13 protein-coding genes are annotated in these 17,166 nt (G+C 72.6%); 8 read left to right on the forward strand and 5 right to left on the reverse strand.

The annotated features are described in order from the left end of the window. Positions 1 to 31: 31 nt before the first annotated feature. Together ACTWP5_RS29010 and ACTWP5_RS29015 are read right to left on the reverse strand one after the other, a co-directional pair. The gene (locus ACTWP5_RS29010) at positions 32 to 838 is read right to left on the reverse strand and encodes a DUF427 domain-containing protein (protein ID WP_443224124.1); all 807 of its coding nucleotides are present in this window, start codon (positions 836 to 838) and stop codon (positions 32 to 34) included. A 224-nt stretch (positions 839 to 1,062) separates the two neighbouring features. Next, positions 1,063 to 2,055, reverse strand: coding sequence for an alpha/beta fold hydrolase (locus tag ACTWP5_RS29015; protein WP_443224125.1), 993 nt, complete (start codon positions 2,053 to 2,055; stop codon positions 1,063 to 1,065). Positions 2,056 to 2,224: 169 nt separating this feature from the next. On the opposite strand from ACTWP5_RS29015, the gene ACTWP5_RS29020 reads away from it, so the two are divergent. The 4 genes from ACTWP5_RS29020 to ACTWP5_RS29035 all read left to right on the forward strand — a co-directional run bounded on the left by ACTWP5_RS29020 (position 2,225) and on the right by ACTWP5_RS29035 (position 7,960). Then, positions 2,225 to 2,788, forward strand: coding sequence for a cupin domain-containing protein (locus tag ACTWP5_RS29020; protein ID WP_443224126.1), 564 nt, complete (start codon positions 2,225 to 2,227; stop codon positions 2,786 to 2,788). 252 nt (positions 2,789 to 3,040) lie between these two features. Further along, a complete protein-coding gene (locus ACTWP5_RS29025; RefSeq protein WP_443224127.1) occupies positions 3,041 to 4,108 on the forward strand; it encodes a hypothetical protein in 1,068 nt (355 codons plus the stop codon). Positions 4,109 to 4,456: 348 nt separating this feature from the next. After that, complete coding sequence (locus ACTWP5_RS29030; protein ID WP_443224128.1) at positions 4,457 to 5,998, forward strand: toll/interleukin-1 receptor domain-containing protein; 1,542 nt, start codon at positions 4,457 to 4,459, stop codon at positions 5,996 to 5,998. 51 nt (positions 5,999 to 6,049) lie between these two features. After that, the gene (locus ACTWP5_RS29035; protein WP_443224129.1) at positions 6,050 to 7,960 is read left to right on the forward strand and encodes an SPFH domain-containing protein; all 1,911 of its coding nucleotides are present in this window, start codon (positions 6,050 to 6,052) and stop codon (positions 7,958 to 7,960) included. On the opposite strand, the gene ACTWP5_RS29040 is transcribed toward ACTWP5_RS29035, so the two are convergent. After that, positions 7,929 to 8,519, reverse strand: a complete 591-nt coding sequence (locus ACTWP5_RS29040; protein ID WP_443224130.1) for a toll/interleukin-1 receptor domain-containing protein — start codon at positions 8,517 to 8,519, stop codon at positions 7,929 to 7,931. The genes ACTWP5_RS29035 and ACTWP5_RS29040 overlap by 32 nt on opposite strands. Positions 8,520 to 8,648: 129 nt before the next feature. After that, positions 8,649 to 9,620, reverse strand: a complete 972-nt coding sequence (locus tag ACTWP5_RS29045) for a glycoside hydrolase family 6 protein (RefSeq protein ID WP_443224131.1) — start codon at positions 9,618 to 9,620, stop codon at positions 8,649 to 8,651. A 314-nt stretch (positions 9,621 to 9,934) separates the two neighbouring features. On the opposite strand from ACTWP5_RS29045, the gene ACTWP5_RS29050 reads away from it, so the two are divergent. The 4 genes from ACTWP5_RS29050 to ACTWP5_RS29065 all read left to right on the forward strand — a co-directional run bounded on the left by ACTWP5_RS29050 (position 9,935) and on the right by ACTWP5_RS29065 (position 16,608). Next, positions 9,935 to 10,945 (forward strand): LacI family DNA-binding transcriptional regulator, encoded by a 1,011-nt coding sequence (locus tag ACTWP5_RS29050; protein ID WP_443224132.1) that lies wholly within the window; start codon positions 9,935 to 9,937, stop codon positions 10,943 to 10,945. Positions 10,946 to 11,492: 547 nt separating this feature from the next. Then, positions 11,493 to 13,949 carry a non-reducing end alpha-L-arabinofuranosidase family hydrolase gene (locus ACTWP5_RS29055; protein WP_443224133.1) on the forward strand — a complete coding sequence of 819 codons (2,457 nt, stop codon included), beginning with the start codon at positions 11,493 to 11,495 and terminating at the stop codon, positions 13,947 to 13,949. Positions 13,950 to 14,073: 124 nt separating this feature from the next. Further along, the gene (locus tag ACTWP5_RS29060) at positions 14,074 to 15,417 is read left to right on the forward strand and encodes a poly(ethylene terephthalate) hydrolase family protein (RefSeq protein WP_443224134.1); all 1,344 of its coding nucleotides are present in this window, start codon (positions 14,074 to 14,076) and stop codon (positions 15,415 to 15,417) included. A 141-nt stretch (positions 15,418 to 15,558) separates the two neighbouring features. Next, positions 15,559 to 16,608 (forward strand): LacI family DNA-binding transcriptional regulator, encoded by a 1,050-nt coding sequence (locus ACTWP5_RS29065; RefSeq protein WP_443224135.1) that lies wholly within the window; start codon positions 15,559 to 15,561, stop codon positions 16,606 to 16,608. Positions 16,609 to 16,687: 79 nt separating this feature from the next. Here the strand turns inward: ACTWP5_RS29065 and pcaC are convergent. After that, positions 16,688 to 17,166: 4-carboxymuconolactone decarboxylase (gene pcaC, locus ACTWP5_RS29070; protein ID WP_443224136.1), on the reverse strand; the 479-nt coding region annotated here is incomplete at its 5' end.

Genomic DNA, 17,166 nt, shown 5'->3' on the forward strand with positions numbered 1-17,166 from the left:
GGCCGGACCACCCAACGGCCGTCGGCGCTCCTCAGCGCAGCGGCTCCCCGTCGACCTCGACGGTCACCCGTCTCGTCTCGTGGGGGAAGCACAGGTGACCCCGTGCCTTGAGGGCGCTCTCCAGGGGGTCGGGATAGGACCACGCCACGTCCTGCACCTGCCGGCCGCCGGCGGTGAACGACCAGTAGGTGGCGGTGCCCTTGTAGGGGCAGACGCTGCGGGTGGCGCTCTCGCTCAGCGCCTTGCGCCGGACGTCGGTGGACGGGAGGTAGTAGCGGTTGGGCAGGCCGGTCTCGGACAGCAGCATGGGGGTGGTCGTCTCGGCGACGGGCGTGTCGTCGACCAGCACGCGCACGTGCCGGCCGCTGCGGCGCACGTCGACACGGTGGTAGGGGTCCCGGAGATGGCCGTGGACCTGCTCCTCCTCGTCGAACCAGGCGTCGGCCGCGTCCCAGTACAGGGCGAGCAGGTCGCGCAGCCACGCGGCCTCCGTCCGCGGCCGGGGATAGGACCACACCACGTTCGGTGTCCGGCGGTCGCCGACGCGGATCGACCAGTAGCTGGCCCGCCCCTTGAAGGGGCACCAGGTGGTGTGGTAACTGGGCGCCAGCAGCTCGCGACGGACGTCCTCGGCGGGGACGTAGAGCTGGGGCAGCAGGCCGGTCTCGTGCAGCAGCGCGCCCCTGCGGGTGTCCACCACGGTCTCGCCGTTGACCACGGCGCGCACCCGGCGGGGGAACTCCTGGAGGAACAGGCGGTGGGCGGGGCCGGTGAGGTCGTAGTTGACCGACGAGGGAGGCGTGGCGGACAGCGGCCCCTGCGAGAGCGTCAACGTCACCGTCGTACCTCCTGCGGCGTGGCGGCGTGGGGGAGAGGAGGCGGGACGCGGCCCGGCCTGCGTTCCCTGGCACGACCCTACGGTCGGGGCGCGTGAATCCCCGCAGACCCACCGAGCCGGCGTCCCGAAAGCCCGGGTGGCGGAGGGTGCCGGGTGGCGGGGATGCCGGGTGGCGGGGGAGGCCCGCGACCGGCCCGCGCGGGCGACCGGGGCCTCCCGACCGCTCAGTCGTCGAAGAACGCCAGCAGTTCGTCGGTGACGAACTCCGGGTTCTCCTCCGACAGCCAGTGGCCCGCCCCCGGCACCTCGACAGCCCGGGTGAGGCGCGCCACCAGGGGTTCGAGCGTGGCCCGGGTGGGCGCGAGCAGTCCCTCGGCGGTCATGAGCATCGTGGGCACGGTGACCGGCGCGCCCTCGGCGTTGTCACGCTCGTCCTGACCAAGCGTCCGGTACAGCTCGAACCCGCCGGTCAGGACCTGCGGCCGGCTGTAGGTGCGGGCGAACTCGTCGATCTGCTCCTCGGTGAACGGGGAGCGCGCCCCCGACCCGCCGAAGCTCGCCCCGCCGTGGGCGACGTACGGGAAGAACAGCGCGAGGTACTCCCGCACGTCGTCCGTCACGAGCGCCTCCGGGAACGCGTCCTGGTCGTGGAAGGCGAGGTGCCAGCTCAGCGACCGGTACTGGTCCGCGCTGAGTCCGGGGCCCGGCAGGGGATAGTCCAGGTGGGCGTACCGGGCGACCTCGTCCGGGTACCGCGCGGCGTACCGGAACCCGACGCCGGCGCCGAGGTCGTGCCCGACGAGGTTGACGTCGTCCAGGCCCAGCTCGTCGGCGAGCAGGCCGTGGACGTACCGGGCGAGGGTGGCCTTGTCGTAGCTGGGCGGCGCTCCCTCGCTGTCGCCGAGGCCCGGCAGGTCCAGCGCGTAGACCGTGTACCGCTCGGCAAGCGCCGGCATGATCCCCCGCCACGCGTACCAGGACTGCGGCCAGCCGTGCAGCAGGACCAGCGGCTCGCCCGTGCCGCCGGTGACGTAGTGCATGCGCACGCCGTCGACGTCGGCGAACTCGTGACGGAAGAGCCGGTTGAACTCCGCGTCGTCGCGGGTGGCGGAGTCGAAGGCCGGGGCGCCGGCCTCGGCCGCCGGCGGGCGCGGTGGCCCGTCCGTCGTCCGCCCGCCGTCCGACGCACACGCGGACGTCAGGACGAGGGCGGCCACGGCCAGCCAGGCGCCTCGCGCCCGTCGTGATCCGGCCTCGCGGACGCCAACCGTTCCGTTCCGCCGGGCTGTTGTGAGTGTCTCGACCACTGGGTGTCACCTCCGCGGACAGCGTCGCCCCCGTTGTTCCGCTCTTGCAAGAAAACTTGCGGATCCGCACAATGCGGGGATGGAGAGAACGGACGAGGACGTCCTCGCGGGAGTCGGGCCACGCCTGCGCGCCCTGCGCCGGGCGAGGGGCACGACGTTGGCGGCGCTGACCACCGAGACCGGCCTCACGTCGAGCACGCTCTCGCGGCTGGAGAACGGGAAGCTCCGCCCCACGCTGGAGCAGCTGCTGCCGCTGGCACGGGCCCACGGCGTCACCCTCGACGACCTCGTGCAGGCGCCGCCGACCGGCGACCCCCGCGTCCACCTGCGGCCGGTGCGCCGGTCCGGGCTGGTCATGCTGCCGCTGACCAGGCGCCCCGGCGGCATCCAGGCGTACAAGGTGATCCACCCACCCGCGGGACGCGCCCCCACGACGACCCCGCAGACCCACGAGGGATACGAGTGGTTCTACGTCCTGAGCGGACGCGTCCTGTTCGTGCTCGGCGAGAGGGAGCTGCGCCTCGGCCCGGGGGAGGCGGCGGAGTTCGACACCCGCGTGCCGCACTGGATCGGCAGCGCCGACAGCGAGCCCGCGGAAGTGCTCACCCTGTTCGGAGCCCAGGGAGAGCGTGCCCACGTCTAGGGGGCCGAGACCTGACGTCGCGGCGGTCGCGTCCGGCGACCGGACGCCCGAAACCCCGGCCGGGCTCCGGGAGGAGCGCGCTCGACACGGGGCCGTCCCGACACCCCCGCACCGCCGACCGGATGATCGGCAACGTAGGGTTACGGCCAGAACTTCGACAACCACGGTCGCGGCAGGGACAGCAACGGCCCTGACCTGCCGCCAGGTTGGTCGTACGAACATCGAACGGGTCGTGAGGTATCACAGGTGCGAGTGCGCAGAGTAATCGCCGGTGTCGCGAGCGCGGGTGCGTTCGTTCTCCTCGCCGCGGGGTGCGGCGGGAGCGGCGGGTCCGACGACTCGGGGTCGGCGTCAGAGGAGCGTCCCGAACAGGCCGCGGAGGTCGCCGAGCCCGAGCCGATAGCCGTGGACACCGCCGCCCGGGCGACCGTCTGGACCGACCCCGAGGACCGGGGGCACGAGGTGGAGATCGCCCCCGTGGCGCTGGGGCGCGGCGACGTATCCGACCTCGACGGCATCCAACTCGACGCCGACCTCGCCCGGATGGTCCCCCACTACCTCACCTTCTCCTACACCCCGACCGGAGACGAGCCGCTGGTCGAGGCGGACCTCGCCCGCAACCTCTCCGTCAACGGAGGGGACGGGCAGCCGGCCGAGCGGCTCACCTTCTTCGGCGGCTGGGGCGACACCCCCGCGCCCGGCGGCTGCGACATGACCACCCCGGAGCGGGTGGCGGCCGGCGAGACGGCCGAGGCCTGCCAGATCTTCATGCTGGCCGAGGGACAGGAGGCGGTCTCCGTCTCCTACACGGACGCCGACGCCGCCCCGCTGGTCTGGCTCGTCGAGGGCGCGGAGGCGGACGAGAGCCTGCTGGCCGCCGACGAGGCCGTCGAGACGTCGTGGCAGGACAGCGACAGCCGGAACGTGCCGCTGCGGGCGACGCCGGTGAGCGTGGCCGCCGGGACCATGGACGACCTGCGCGACTGGGACGTGGACGACGAGAACGTGGTGCCGTACTACGTCACCGTCGAGTACCGCAACGGCAGCGAGGTCGAGGTGTACCCCAACTTCCAGGAGGCCGTGGAACTGCGGACCGTCAGCGGGCAGTCGGTCCAGCAGCTCCTCCTGCTCGACGTCTACGGCGTGGGCGTGGAGCCGTGCCCTGAGCGGCTGCCGGACGAGATGGTCCCGCCGGGCGGCACCGTCACGATGTGCTCCATCCACCTCGTGGACGAGGGGGACACCCCGTCCGTCCTGGTCTTCCAGCCCCGTGGCGCGCAGACCGAGCCGGTGACCTGGCAGGTGCCGGAGCAGGAGTAGACGGCCCGGGGGAGGACACCCCTCGCCAGGAGGCGAGCGGGTGCCCGCCACCGGCTCGGCCGGAGGGCCGCACCCCCGCCGGGCGCCGGTGACGGCCCGGCGAGGCGGTCGATCACCCGGCCGACGTCGTCCCGGTGGCGGCGTCCCTCGTCGGCGGGCAGGCCACGGGCCGAGGCAGGCCGGGTAGGGCCACGTCGCCCGTCTCCCCGCGTGCCGTGTCCGTGCCCTCCCCCTGACACCGCGTCACCGGTACCCTCGACAACACCCCGCGCTCCCGGAACCGACGGCACGTCCGGCGGCGTGTCAGCTGCGGGGACACCACGGCGAAGCTGCGGGAGGGGGCCCGGCATGGCCGACGCCTACGTGGCGTACGCGTCGGAGGACGCCGACTGGGTCGACGTCCTCACCGAGCGCCTGCGCGCCCACGGGGTGAAGGCCCTCGGCGACCGTCACCGGCTGCTGCCGGGCAGCGTCGTGGTCCACGAGGTGGAGGACGCCATCCGGTCCGCCACCACCGGGCTCGTCGTGCTCAGCTCCACCGCCCTGTCCCAGCAGTGGCTCCGGCAGGAGTACGCCGCGCTGTTCCAGGCGTCGACCACCCGCGAGCTGCGGCTCGTGCCCGTCCTGCTCGGCGACGCCGAGCCGCCGCCGTTCGCCGCCACGCGGCTGCCCATGGACTTCCGCCGGCTGCCCGTCGGCGGCGACGCGTTCGACGACCGGGTGGCGCTGCTCGCGCGAATCATCCGGGGCGAGCCCCTGCCGGAGCACCTCCCGTGCAACGGCCAGGACGCCGCCGACGACCTGTCCGTCGTGCGGGAGGCTCCGCCCCGCCCGCTGACCGCGCCCGCCGAGCCGAGCGTCGTGATCTGCCACGCCAGGACCGACGTGGGCTACGCCCGCCGGCTGGCCCACCACCTGGCCGCCTCCGGGCTGCCGGTGTGGACCGTCGGGAGTCTGACCTGGGGGGACGACTGGGTGTGGGCCATCCGGCGGCAGTTGGCCAGCGCGCTGGCCGTCGTGGTGGTGATGTCGCCGGAGGCGCAGGCGGCCGAGGACGTCACCCGCGACATCCTCGAAGGCCAGCGGCACGGGCGCCCGTTCCTGCCGATCCTGCTCCGGGGCGAGCGGCACTACCTGCTGGCCAGCAGCTGGTACTTCGACGCCCGTGGTGGCGCGCTGCCGGGCCCGTCCGAGCTCCACCAGCTGCGACGGCTCCGGGACCGCGTGCGGGACTCCCGTTCGCGCGTCCCGTCGCCGGCCCTGGCCGGCGGGGCCGCGTCGCCGGCCGTGCCCCCGCCGCCCGTGCCCACCTTCGACCCGCCGCCACGGCCCGGCCGCCACCCCGCCGTCGTCGCGGTGCGCGCGCCCGTCGACGCCTCCCTGGCCACGCTCGCGCATCTCCTCGCCGCGGGCGAGGTCGAGCAGGCCGACGTGTTGACGACGACGCTGCTGTTACAGGAGGCCGGACGGCACGAGTTCGGATTCGTCCGGCCGCTCGGGGCCGACGCCGCGCGGCTGGCGCGGACGCTTCCCGACGCGTTGCTCGACGCCGTCGACGCGTCCTGGGCGGGACTCGTGCCGGGCGCGGCCGAGGACGGCACGGCCGGCCTCCACGGGTTCCGGGCGCAGCTGCGGCGCTCGCGCCTGACGGGCCGGGGCCACCGCGCGTTCACCGCGCTCGCGCAGGCCTACGGCTGGAACGACGCCCCGCACGTCCCGTCACCGCGCTACGAGACGTTCGTCCGCGCCGCGGCGTCGGCCCCGGCGGCCTTTCCCGCCTTCTTCCCGACGCTCCGCAACCCCCAGAGCGAGTCGAAGAAGGACTGGCACGACCAGTGGTCCCTGACCGTCCGCGCGCTGCACCAGCGGCTGCTCGCCTGGCCGGGCTGAGTGGGCCGAGCGCGGTTCAGTCACCGAGGAACGTACGGAGGAGGAGGACGGATGGCCATGGTTCTCGTGCTGGCGCTCCTGGTGCTGGTGGCGGCCGGCGTGGCCCTCGGTGCCGCGGCCCTCCAACCCGAGAGTGGCCTCGCCCGACGGATGGGCTTCGTCGTGGTGCCCGCCGACAAGGTGGGCGTGGTGCGGCGCCGCGTCGGGGGCAACCCGTCGGACCCGCGCTTCAAGCGGGTGGTGCCAGGCGACGCGCGGGGCGTGCAGGCCCGCTGCCTGACGCCGGGCACCCGGTACTGGCTCAAGCCCGGTGTCTACAGCGTCGAGCTGGCGCCGCGCACCGACGTGCCGCCCGGCATGATCGGCCTGGTCACCGCGCTGGACGGCGTCCCGCGTCCCTCGGGCCGGCTACTGGGCCGCCGGGTGGAGTGCGACAACTTCCAGGACGGTGACGCCTTCCTGCTCGGCGGCGGGGAGCAGGGCCGGCAGCTGGCGACGCTGCCGGGCGACGCGTCGTACTACATCAACCCGGCGCTGTTCACCGTGGTCGTCGTCCCCCGCACCCACGTGCCGGACGGCACGGTCGGCCTGGTCATCGCGAAGGTCGGGCGGCTGCGCCCGCCGGACCAGCCGTTCGGCCGGCACGTGGAGTGCGACAACTTCCAGGACGGCGACGCCTTCCTGCTCGGCGGCGGGGAACAGGGCCGCCAGCTCGCGGTCCTGGGCGGCGGCGCCTCCTACGACATCCACCCCGACCTCTTCGAGGTCCTGACCACGGAGAACCTGCGACCCGGCAGGAAGGACGGGATGACCCCCGACCACCTGCGGGACATCAACATCCCCGTCGGATACGTGGGCGTGGTCGTCACCCTGCACGGCATCGAGCCGCCGCCGGACGACGACGTGATCGGCCCCGTGGTGCCCGGCCACAGCAACTACCGCCTGCCGTGGGCCTTCCTCTCCGGCCTCGGCTGGCGCGGCGTGCAGCAGCAGCCGCTGCGGCAGGGCGGGGTGTACGCCCTCAACCCGTGGTTCGTGCGGGTCGTCCTGATGCCGACGCGGCTGCTGACGTTGGAGTGGAAACGCAAGACGCCCGGCGAGGCGGACAACTACGACGCCGAGCTGGAGCAGCTCGTCATCAGCATCCAGGGCTTCCTGCTGAACGTGAACATCACCCAGACCCTCCAGATCCCGGCCTCCGCCGCCCCCCGCCTGGTCAGCCAGTTCGGCAGCGCGGTCACCGCCCACGGACTGGGCGGCCTGGTCAACGACCCCCGCCCGGTCCAGCGGTTCGTCGAACGCGTCCTCGGCGGCACCGTGGAGAACTACCTCACCGAGGTCGCCGCCTCCAGCACCGTGGAGGAGTACCTCACCCAGCAGGACACCATCCGCGCCGAACTCGCCGCCCGGGTCCGCCAGAACCTGTCCGAGTGGGGCATCACCGTCTCCGACACCCTCATGGGCCTGGCCGTCGCCCAGGATCCCGAGCTGGACCGCATCCGCCAACGCGTCATCGCCGAACAGCAACAGCGCCTGACCCTGGAGGAGGAGGTCAAGAACGCCGAGATCCGCGCCCGGATCCGGCGGATCGAGATCGCGGTCGAACGCGAGGAACGCGGCCTCGCCGTCGCCGAGCTGGAACGCCTCGCCGAGCTGCTCGGGCCCGAGGTCGCCTCCGTCCAGGCGCTGGTCGCCGAGATCAAGGACATGCGCGTCCCGGAGGTCATATCCGGCGACGCGGCGGTGCTGGGCGGGTTCATGCCCTGGCAGCGTCTCCAGGAGGTGATCGCCACCGTCCGCCAGCACCACCGCCCGCAGGGCACCCCGCTGGAGGCGGCACCGACGAAGGAGGCGCTGGAGGCAGGCCACGGCCACGGCGACGGCGACGGCGAGCCCGACGGAGCGACCGCGGCGGAGGTCGACGGGGACCTCAGCCCGGACCCTCCCGCACCACGCGGCTGATCTGCTCACACAGCCGCTCGTACGTCGCCTCGTCGACGCCCCGGAAGTCCGCGGGGTAGAGGACCTCGGCGAACTCCGGCAGCTCCAGCGGCGCGTCGGGGTCCCCGACCAGAACCGGAACGAACCGCTGCGCCTCGTTCTCGATCGACCGCCGCATCAGCGCCGCGTACTCCCGCCGCACCCACCCGTCGTCCCACACGCCGGGGCCGAACACCAGCAGCCCGTGGGCCGCCTCGCGGATCGCGCGCTCCAGCGTGTGGACGCGCACCCCACCGGGCCGCGCCAGCAGTTCGTCGTAGGCCACCCGGACCCCCCGGGCGGCGAGCCGCCCGGCGAACGCGCGTACCCACGCGGCGTCCCCGCTGCCGTAGGCGACGAAGACGTCGTACGCCGCCTCGTCCCCGTCCCCGTCCCCGTCCTCGTCCGGCCCGGCCACCGGCGGCGCGGCCGGCCCCGGCCCGACGCTTCGCCGGCGGAGGTACTCCCGCACGGCGACGTACGTCCCCGCCAGCGTGGCGACCGTACCGACGATCGTGAGCAGCAACCCGGCCAGCTCCATCCCGCCAGGCTACGCGAGGCGGCCGACCCAACAGGGGGGCGCGTGGGCGGTGTTCGCGTCCACGACGCCGTGGCCGGCAGGGGGGTGCCGGCGCGTCCCGCCGGCACCCCGTACCGCTGACGTGAGGCGTCAGTAGCCGTAGATCATCTTGTACGCGACCTCCGGCAGGAACTGGCCGGCCGTGGAGCCCGCTCCGACACCGCAGTCGCCGTCCGACTCACCCGGGGTCTTGATCCACAGGAGCATCTCGGCGCCGTTGCCACCCTCCTGGGTGGGGGTTCCGATCCTGCGGCCGCCGGGGTTGCACCACTCGCCGTTGGACCCGTTGCCGTTGCGGCTGGTGTCCACGACGAACGGCTTGGTGTAGCCGCGACGCTGGCTCAGGATCTGGTTGACGCTGCCGGCGTAGGAGGCGTTCTCGGCGGTGGGGAAGTAGTTCGAGACGTTGAGCGAGAAGCCCCTGGCGAGGCTCAGCCCGGAGGCGTGGAGGCGGTCGGCCATGGTGGAGGCGTCGACCCAGCCGGGGTTGCCCGCGTCGAGGTAGACCCAGGCGTTCGGCGCCTGGGACCTGAACTGGGTGAGGGCGTTGGTGAGCATGTTCTGGCGCTCGTTGATCTGGTCCTGGGTCATGCAGTTGTAGTCGCCGAGGGCGTCGGGTTCGAGGATGACGACGGCCGGCCTGCTGCCGATGCCCCTGGCGAACGCGGAGATCCAGTTCGCGTACTCGGACGGGGACGCGGCTCCGCCCCCGGAGTGCCCACCGCAGGCGTCGCGGCCGTACATGTTGTAGGAGACGAGGATCGGCAGCTTGTCGGCGGACTCGGCGGCGCCGACGAACGAGCTCGTGGCGGAGCCGATGTCGCCGCTCCAGGACCCGAACCATCGGGCGCTGGGGACGCTGGCGATGGAGTCGCGGATCGCGGCCGCGCGTCCGTCACCGGGGTTGGCGGCTGACCAGACCGCGGGGCTGGAGTTCGGGTCGACGTAGAAGCCGCTCGTCATGGCGAGCGGGTTGGGTGCCGCCTGGGCGGTGGGCGAGGAGACCAGGAACAGGGGCAGGGCGAGGAGTCCTGCCACCACCCCGTGGAGGAGTCTGCGCATGGGTGTACCTCATTCGTGGGGAGGGAAGCGCCGCGCGGCTCTCGTCCTGAAGACCGCGACGTGGGGCTGTGGCGCCGTGCTACGGCGTCCCGAGCGCGGGCGGCGCGTTCGGAAACCGATCAAACTGGGAGCGCTCCCAGACCGCAGGGTGTGACTTGAAGGTCCACGGACATCGTGTGGTAGCTGGTGAGAGCTGTCAAGACGGGTCGCGATGCCGCACTTCAGGCGGAAGTGACGGGCTGCTAGGGTCAGAAACTGGAAGCGCTCCCAGGAATGACCAGTTCGGCGACCACAGGGAGAGGGCCCTTCAGTCCATGACAGACGTGCCGCGCCGGCAGCCCACGCTCGACGAGGTCGCCGAGCGTGCCGGCGTCTCCCGCTCGGCGGCCTCCCGGGTGCTCAACAACGCCCCTCACGTCAGCCGCGACAAGCGCGAGGCGGTCCAACGGGCCATCAGGGAGCTCGGGTACGTGCCGAACCCGACGGCGCGGGCCCTGGTGACGCGCCAGCGAGGTGTGGCCGCGCTCGTCATCTCCGGGGAGACGCCGTCGATCTTCGCGGACCCGTTCTTCGCCCGGGTGATCGTCGGCGCGTCTGCCGCACTGGAGGAGGCCGACCTCCACCTGATGCTGTGTCTCGCGGCCTCCGACCGCAGCCGGCGGCGCCTGGAGGAGCTGCTGCGCGCCCGGGGTGTCGACGGCGTGATGTTCATGGCCGTTCGGGAGGAGGATCCCGTCCTCGGCATCGTCCGGGAGACCGAGGTGCCCGTCGTGTTCGGTGGGCGCCCGGTGGGCTACGACCCGCCGTGGTACGTGGACGTCGACAACGTCGGCGGCGCGCGTCAGGCCACGGAGCACCTGCTCGCCCGTGGGCGGCGGCGGGTGGCCATGATCTGTGGACCGGGGGACACCCGGGTGAGCCGGGCGCGCCACCGTGGTTACCGCGAGGCACTGGTCCTGGCCGGGCTGGAGCCGCTGGCCCCGGAGAGCGGTGACTTCACCGAGCCCAGCGGCGCGCGGGCCATGACCGATCTCCTGGCGCGGCACCCGGACGTGGACGGGGTGTTCGCCGCCAACGACAACATGGCCGCCGGAGCCCTGCGCGCGCTGCGCTCCGCCGGCCGGGACGTCCCCGGTGACGTCGCCGTCGTGGGCTTCGACGACCTGGACATCGCGCGGATCGCCGAGCCGTCGCTGACCACGGTCCGCCAGCCCATCCAGGCTCTGGGGCGCGAGACGGCGCGCATGCTCGTCCGGCTGGTCGCGGGCGAGGAGGCCGACCCGTTGGTCCTTCCCACCGAACTGGTCACGCGCGCCAGCACCTGACCGGCACGTGACCTCCCCAACGCGTCGGCGCCCGACGATCGGCGCCGCCTGCCCCCAGGTCCGAGAAAGCGATTTTTTCGTAAGGTTCGTTGAAACAAACGTGGACGAGGGTGTTGACGTCGTGCAGGCGATGCCTATCTTTGTGATGAGCGTCTGGTAAGCCGGTCATCGTTCGAGATATCGAACATTGCGGCTGACCCTACGCCACTCCCACCCCGCCCCCCACCGCCTGACCGCACGTCACCACCCCGTCCGGGTTCGCCCGCTTCGGTGCCACCCCGCGCCGACCCCGTTCCCGTCAACGGTGGCCGTCGTGCGCACGAGCCCTCCCGTCGAGCCGCACCACAGCACACCGACATCCTCGGCCCCACCGTCGCCAGGGGCCCTCCGCGCCGCGCCCCGGAGACCGCCGTCCCGGTCGGGGAGGGTGTCGATCTCCACGTCCGTCACCGGACGTTCGGGACGCCCGCGTCCGTACGTCCGTCTCCCGCGCGACGGCCGAAGCGCCCGAAAGGGCTGTCCACCGTTTCGTCAGAAGGGACGACCGATGCATCACCCGACCCGGGTGGGCCTCCTGCCCGCCCCGTTAGGACGGCTGAGAGCGCTGGTGACGCTCCTCGCCCTCGTGCTCCTCGCCTCCGGCATGTCCGTGGCGTTCTCGGGCTCCGCCCAGGCCGGCACCACGCTCGGCACCGCCGCGGCCGAGAGTGGCCGCTACTTCGGCACCGCCGTCGCCGCCGGCAAGCTCAACGACAGCGTCTACACCACGATCCTCAACCGTGAGTTCAACAGCGTCACCGCCGAGAACGAGATGAAGTGGGACGCCACCGAACCCTCCCGCGGCTCGTTCAACTTCACCGCCGGCGACCGGATCCTCAACCACGCCCTCCAGCGCGGCATGGACGTGCGCGGACACGCGCTCCTGTGGCACTCGCAGCAGCCGGGCTGGGCGCAGGGCATGGAGGGCAGTTCGCTGCGGTCGGCGATGATGAACCACGTCACCCAGGTCGCCAGCCACTACCGGGGCCAGATCCACTCCTGGGACGTGGTCAACGAGGCCTTCGCCGACGGTTCGAGCGGGGCACGCCGCGACTCCAACCTCCAGCGCACCGGGAACGACTGGATCGAGGCCGCGTTCCGCGCGGCGCGCGCGGCCGACCCGAACGCCAGGCTCTGCTACAACGACTACAACACCGACGGGATCAACGCCAAGAGCACCGCGATCTACAACATGGTCCGCGACTTCATCGCCCGCGGCGTGCCGATCGACTGCGTCGGATTCCAGTCCCACCTGACCAACAGCGTCCCCGGGGACTACCAGGCCAACCTCCAGCGCTTCGCCGACCTCGGCGTCGAGGTGCAGATCACCGAGCTCGACATCTCAGGCTCCAACCAGGCCAACGTCTACGCCACCGTCACCCGGGCCTGCATGGCCGTCGAGGCCTGCACGGGCATCACGGTCTGGGGCATCCGCGACAGCGACTCGTGGCGGACCGGCCAGAACCCGCTGCTGTTCGACAGCGCGGGGAACAAGAAGCCCGCCTACACCGCGGTGCTGAACGCGCTCAACGAGGACGACTCCAACCCGCCCACCGGTATCGACACCAGCGCCTGGTACGTGCTGGTGAACCGGAACAGCGGCAAGGCGTTGGACGTGTACAACCTGGCGACGAACGACGGGGCGCGGATCACGCAGTGGTCGCGCAACGACCAGGCGCAGCAGCAGTGGCAGTTCGTCGACTCCGGAAACGGCTACTACCGGCTGAGATCCAGGCACTCGGGCAAGGTGCTCGACGTCCACAACTTCTCGACCGCCGACGGCGCCAGCATCGTGCAGTGGACCGACAACAACACCACCAACCAGCAGTTCCGGCTCGCCGACTCCGACGGCGGCCACGTCCGCCTGATCAACCGCAACAGCGGCAAGGCGCTGGAGGTGCAGGGCGCTGCGACCAACGACGGCGCCAACATCGTCCAGTACGCCGACTGGGGCGGCGCCAACCAGCAGTGGCAGCTCGTGGCCGTGGACAACGGCACCCCGCCGGACTCAGGGCTGCCCTCGTCGTACCGGTGGTCCTCCAGCGCCGCGTTGATCGGTCCTCGCATCAACGGCGCTGTCTCCGTCAAGGACCCGTCGGTGGTCCAGGGCAACGACGGGCGCTGGCACGTGCTGATGACGCATGCCAGCACCTCGGGTGACTGGAGCCTGTCACAGACCAGCTTCGACAACTGGTCCCAGGCCGGCTCCGCCCCGCAGACCAACCTGGAGACCTCCTCCGGCGTCGGGCAGGGCTACCGCGCCGCGCCGCACGTGTTCTACTTCGAGCCCCAGGGCCTGTGGTACCTCGTCTACCAGACCGGCCTGCCCTCGTACTCCACCACGACCAACATCAACGATCCCAACAGTTGGTCCGCCCCCCGCAACTTCCAGAACAGCGTCCCGTCGATCGTGCAGCAGAACATCGGCAACGGTCACTGGCTGGACTTCCACGTCATCTGCGACGACTCGATGTGCTACCTGTTCTCCGCGGACGACAACGGCCACATCTACCGCGCCGAGACCACCGTCGGAGAGTTCCCGAACGGCTTCCGCAACACGCAGATCGCGCTGCAGGACAGCAACCGGAACAACCTGTTCGAGGGCTCCATCGTCTACCGGGTCGGCGACTCCGACACCTACCTGATGCTCGTGGAGGCCATCGGCTCGGGCGGGCGCTACTACCGCTCCTGGACCTCCAACAGCATCAACGGCCAGTGGCGGCCCCTGACCGGCATGGAGTCCAGCCCGTTCGCCGGCGCCGCCAACACCAGCTACCCCAACGGGGACTGGACCAACGACATCAGCCACGGCGAGCTGCTGCGCAGCAACAACGACCAGACCATGGTCATCGACCCCTGCAACCTCCAGTTCCTCTACCAGGGCCGCGACCCGAACGTCAACGTCGAGTACTCCCAGCTGCCCTACCGCCTGGGCCTGCTCACGCAGACCAACTCCAGCTGCTGAACCCGCCGGGCGCCCCCCGCACTCGCCGCGGGGGGCGCCCGGGTGGGCACGCCGGCACGCCACCCGGCCACCCGTCCCACCCCACCCCACCACGCCACCCATGACCGAGGAGACTCCCATGCCGATGACACGGCGAACCCTTCTGCGCTCCATGCTCACCGTGGGCGCGGCCGGAACCGCGGGCGCGGCGGCGTCCCTGCTCGGCGGCGCGGGCCCCGCGTCCGCCGCCACCATCCCGGCGCCCCTGGACGCACCGACCCAGCGGTTCGCCATCGGGGTGCGTGAGTACGGTTGGAGTCGTGGCAGCCGCCGGCTGGTCACGCGGATCTTCTACCCGGCCACCGGCACCCCCGGCGGCAACCCGGTCACCAACGCCCCCCTCGCCGACGGCGTCTTCCCCGTCGTCGAGTTCAGCCACGGCCTGGGCGGCAACCCCGAGAGCTACGCGCCGCTGGTCCGCCCCCTGGCCGAGGCCGGCTTCGTCGTCCCCGCCCCCGTCTTCCCCACCACCTCCTCCGGCACCCCGGGCAACGTCCAGGACGTCTACAACGGCAACCAGTCGATGGACGTCTCCGAGGTCATCACCCGCACCCTCGCCCTGAACACCACCTCCGGCGACCCGTTCGCCGGACGCCTGGACACCGCCGCCGGCGTCGGCGTCGCCGGCCACTCCCTGGGCGGCATGACCACCCACGGCCTGCTCACCGCCTGGCCCGACGAACGCATCGCCGCCGCCGTCCCCTTCGCCTGCGTCGACATGGGCAACCCCGCCTCCTCGGTCACCGCCAACGTCCTGTTCGTCCACGGCGACCGCGACACCCTCACCCAGTACTCCTCCGCCCGCCAGGCCTACGCCGAACTCCCCGCGCCCAAGGCGTTCCTCACCCACGTCGGCGCCGCCCACGACGAGTACATCTGGAGCGGCTACAACCACACCCAGACCGTCGCCACCTACGTCGACTGGATGCGCTGGAGCCTGTACGCCGACACCGCCGCCCGCGACCGCCTCCAGACCGACGCCACCTCCGGAACCACCACCACCCGCTGGGAAGCCGCGCTCGCCACCCTCCCCAGCTCCGTGGTCAGCCTCCGCGCCCGCGCCAACGGCCAGTACGTGTGCGCGGAGAACGCCGGGGCGGGCCAGCTCATCGCCAACCGCGCGTCCGTCGGACTGTGGGAGCGCTTCGACCTGGTCGATCTCGGCGGCGGCGCGGTCGCCCTGCGCGCCCATGCCAACGGCCAGTACGTGTGCGCGGAGAACGCGGGAGCGGGCCAGCTCATCGCCAACCGCGCGTCCGTCGGGGCGTGGGAGACCTTCGCACGCGTGACCAACGCGGACGGCAGCGTCAGCCTGCGGGCACAGGTCAACAACCGGTACGTGTCCGCGGCCAACGGCGGAGCCGAGCCGCTGATCGCGAACGGCACGGCGATCGGCCCGGAGCAGTCCTTCGACCTGCTCGCCGGCTGAACGCCTCGATGACGGACCGCGCCGCCACCGGCCGCCGAGGAGGACCGTTCGGCCTCCGGCGGCGGCGCCGGGCCGTTCCCGCACGCCAGCGCCGGTCCCGCCCACCGAAACGATCGGAACGGTGGTGCGTAGACTGATCACGTGACCTCAGCCGACACCAACGCGTCCGCTGACGGCGCGACCCCCCAGCCCCTGACCATCGCGCAGCTCGCCGAACGCGCCGGCGTCTCGGTCGCCACGGTCTCCAAGGTGGTCAACGGTCGGGCGGAGGTCGCCGCCGAGACCCGCGAGGTCGTGGAGGCGCTCATCCGACGTCACGGATACCGGCGTCAGAAGAAGGCCGCCGGACCGGCGCCGACGCTGGAGCTCGTCTTCCACGAGCTCGCCGGCCCCTATCCGGCCGAGATCATCAAGGGCGTCCAGGAGGTCGCCCGGGAACAGACCCTCGCGGTGTCCGTCGCCGAGCCGGGACGCCACACGGGACGCTCCGGCTGGGTCGAGAGTGTGCTGGCGCGACGCCCCACCGGCGTCATCGCCGTGTTCGCCGCGCTCACCGACGCGCAGGTCAGCCAGCTGCACACCCGCGACATCCCCCTGGTGCTGCTCGACCCCATCCACGACGCCACCCAGGACTGCCCGGTGGTCAGCGCCAGCAACTGGAGCGGCGGCATGTCCGCCACCCGCCACCTGATCGACCTCGGGCACCGGCGCATCGCCACCATCACCGGCCCGTCCCACTCCCTCGCCAGCCGCGCCCGCCTCGACGGCTACCGTGCCGCGCTGGAGCTGAGCGGGCACCCCGTCGACGACGAGCTCATCCGCACCGGCGACTTCTACGCCGAGACCGGCCTCGCCCACAGCCGCGAGCTGCTGCGGCTGCCCGACCGGCCCACCGCCATCGTCACCTGCAACGACGGCACCGCCTTCGGCGTCCTCCGGGCAGCCGCCGAGGCCGGCCTGCGCATCCCGGACGACCTCAGCGTCGTGGGCTTCGACGACCTCTTCCCCTCCAGCTGGCTCACCCCGGCGCTGACGACGGTCCGCCAGCCGCTCGCCGAGATGGCGGCCACCGCCGCGACCATGGCCATCGACGTCGCCCAGGGAAGGCCGCTGGCCCACAAGCGGGTGGAGCTCGCCACCGAGCTCGTCGTCCGCGACAGCACGGCCCCGCCGCCCGCGCCCGGCGCGTGAGCGCGGGCGCGACCGCCGGCCGGCCGTCCGCCTCCGACCGTGCGCGCGGGCAGGGTGGACCCCGCCCGACCCGCCGGGCTCACCCGTCGTCCTCCGCCAGGGCCCGCCGCGCGGTGGCGAAGGCCCTGTTCGCCGCCGGCACGCCGCAGTAGACGGCGGTCTGGAGGAGGAGGGCCGCGATCTCCTCGGCGGTCAGCCCGTTACGGCGGGCGGCGCGGACGTGGAGCGCCAGCTCGTCCCAGTGGCCGCGCGCCACCAGCGCCGTCAGGGTGATCATGCTGCGTTCGCGGCGGCTGAGGGTGGGGTCGGTCCAGATCTCTCCCCAGGCGTAGCCGGTGACGAGGTCCTGGAAGCGCGCCGTGAACGGGGTCGTGTCGGCCTGGGCGCGATCGACGTGGGCGTCGCCGAGAACGGCGCGCCGCGTCGTCATGCCGCGGCGGACCCCGGGAGGGCCGAGGTGGCCGCGGAGGGCGGCGAGCACGGCGCCGGGCCGTTCGACCGGGGCGAGATGCGCCGCGTCGGGCAGTTCGACCAGGGTGGCGTGGACCGGGTTGGCCT

Source organism: Streptomyces sp. 4N509B (assembly GCF_052245655.1).
Lineage (GTDB): Bacteria > Actinomycetota > Actinomycetes > Streptomycetales > Streptomycetaceae > Streptomyces.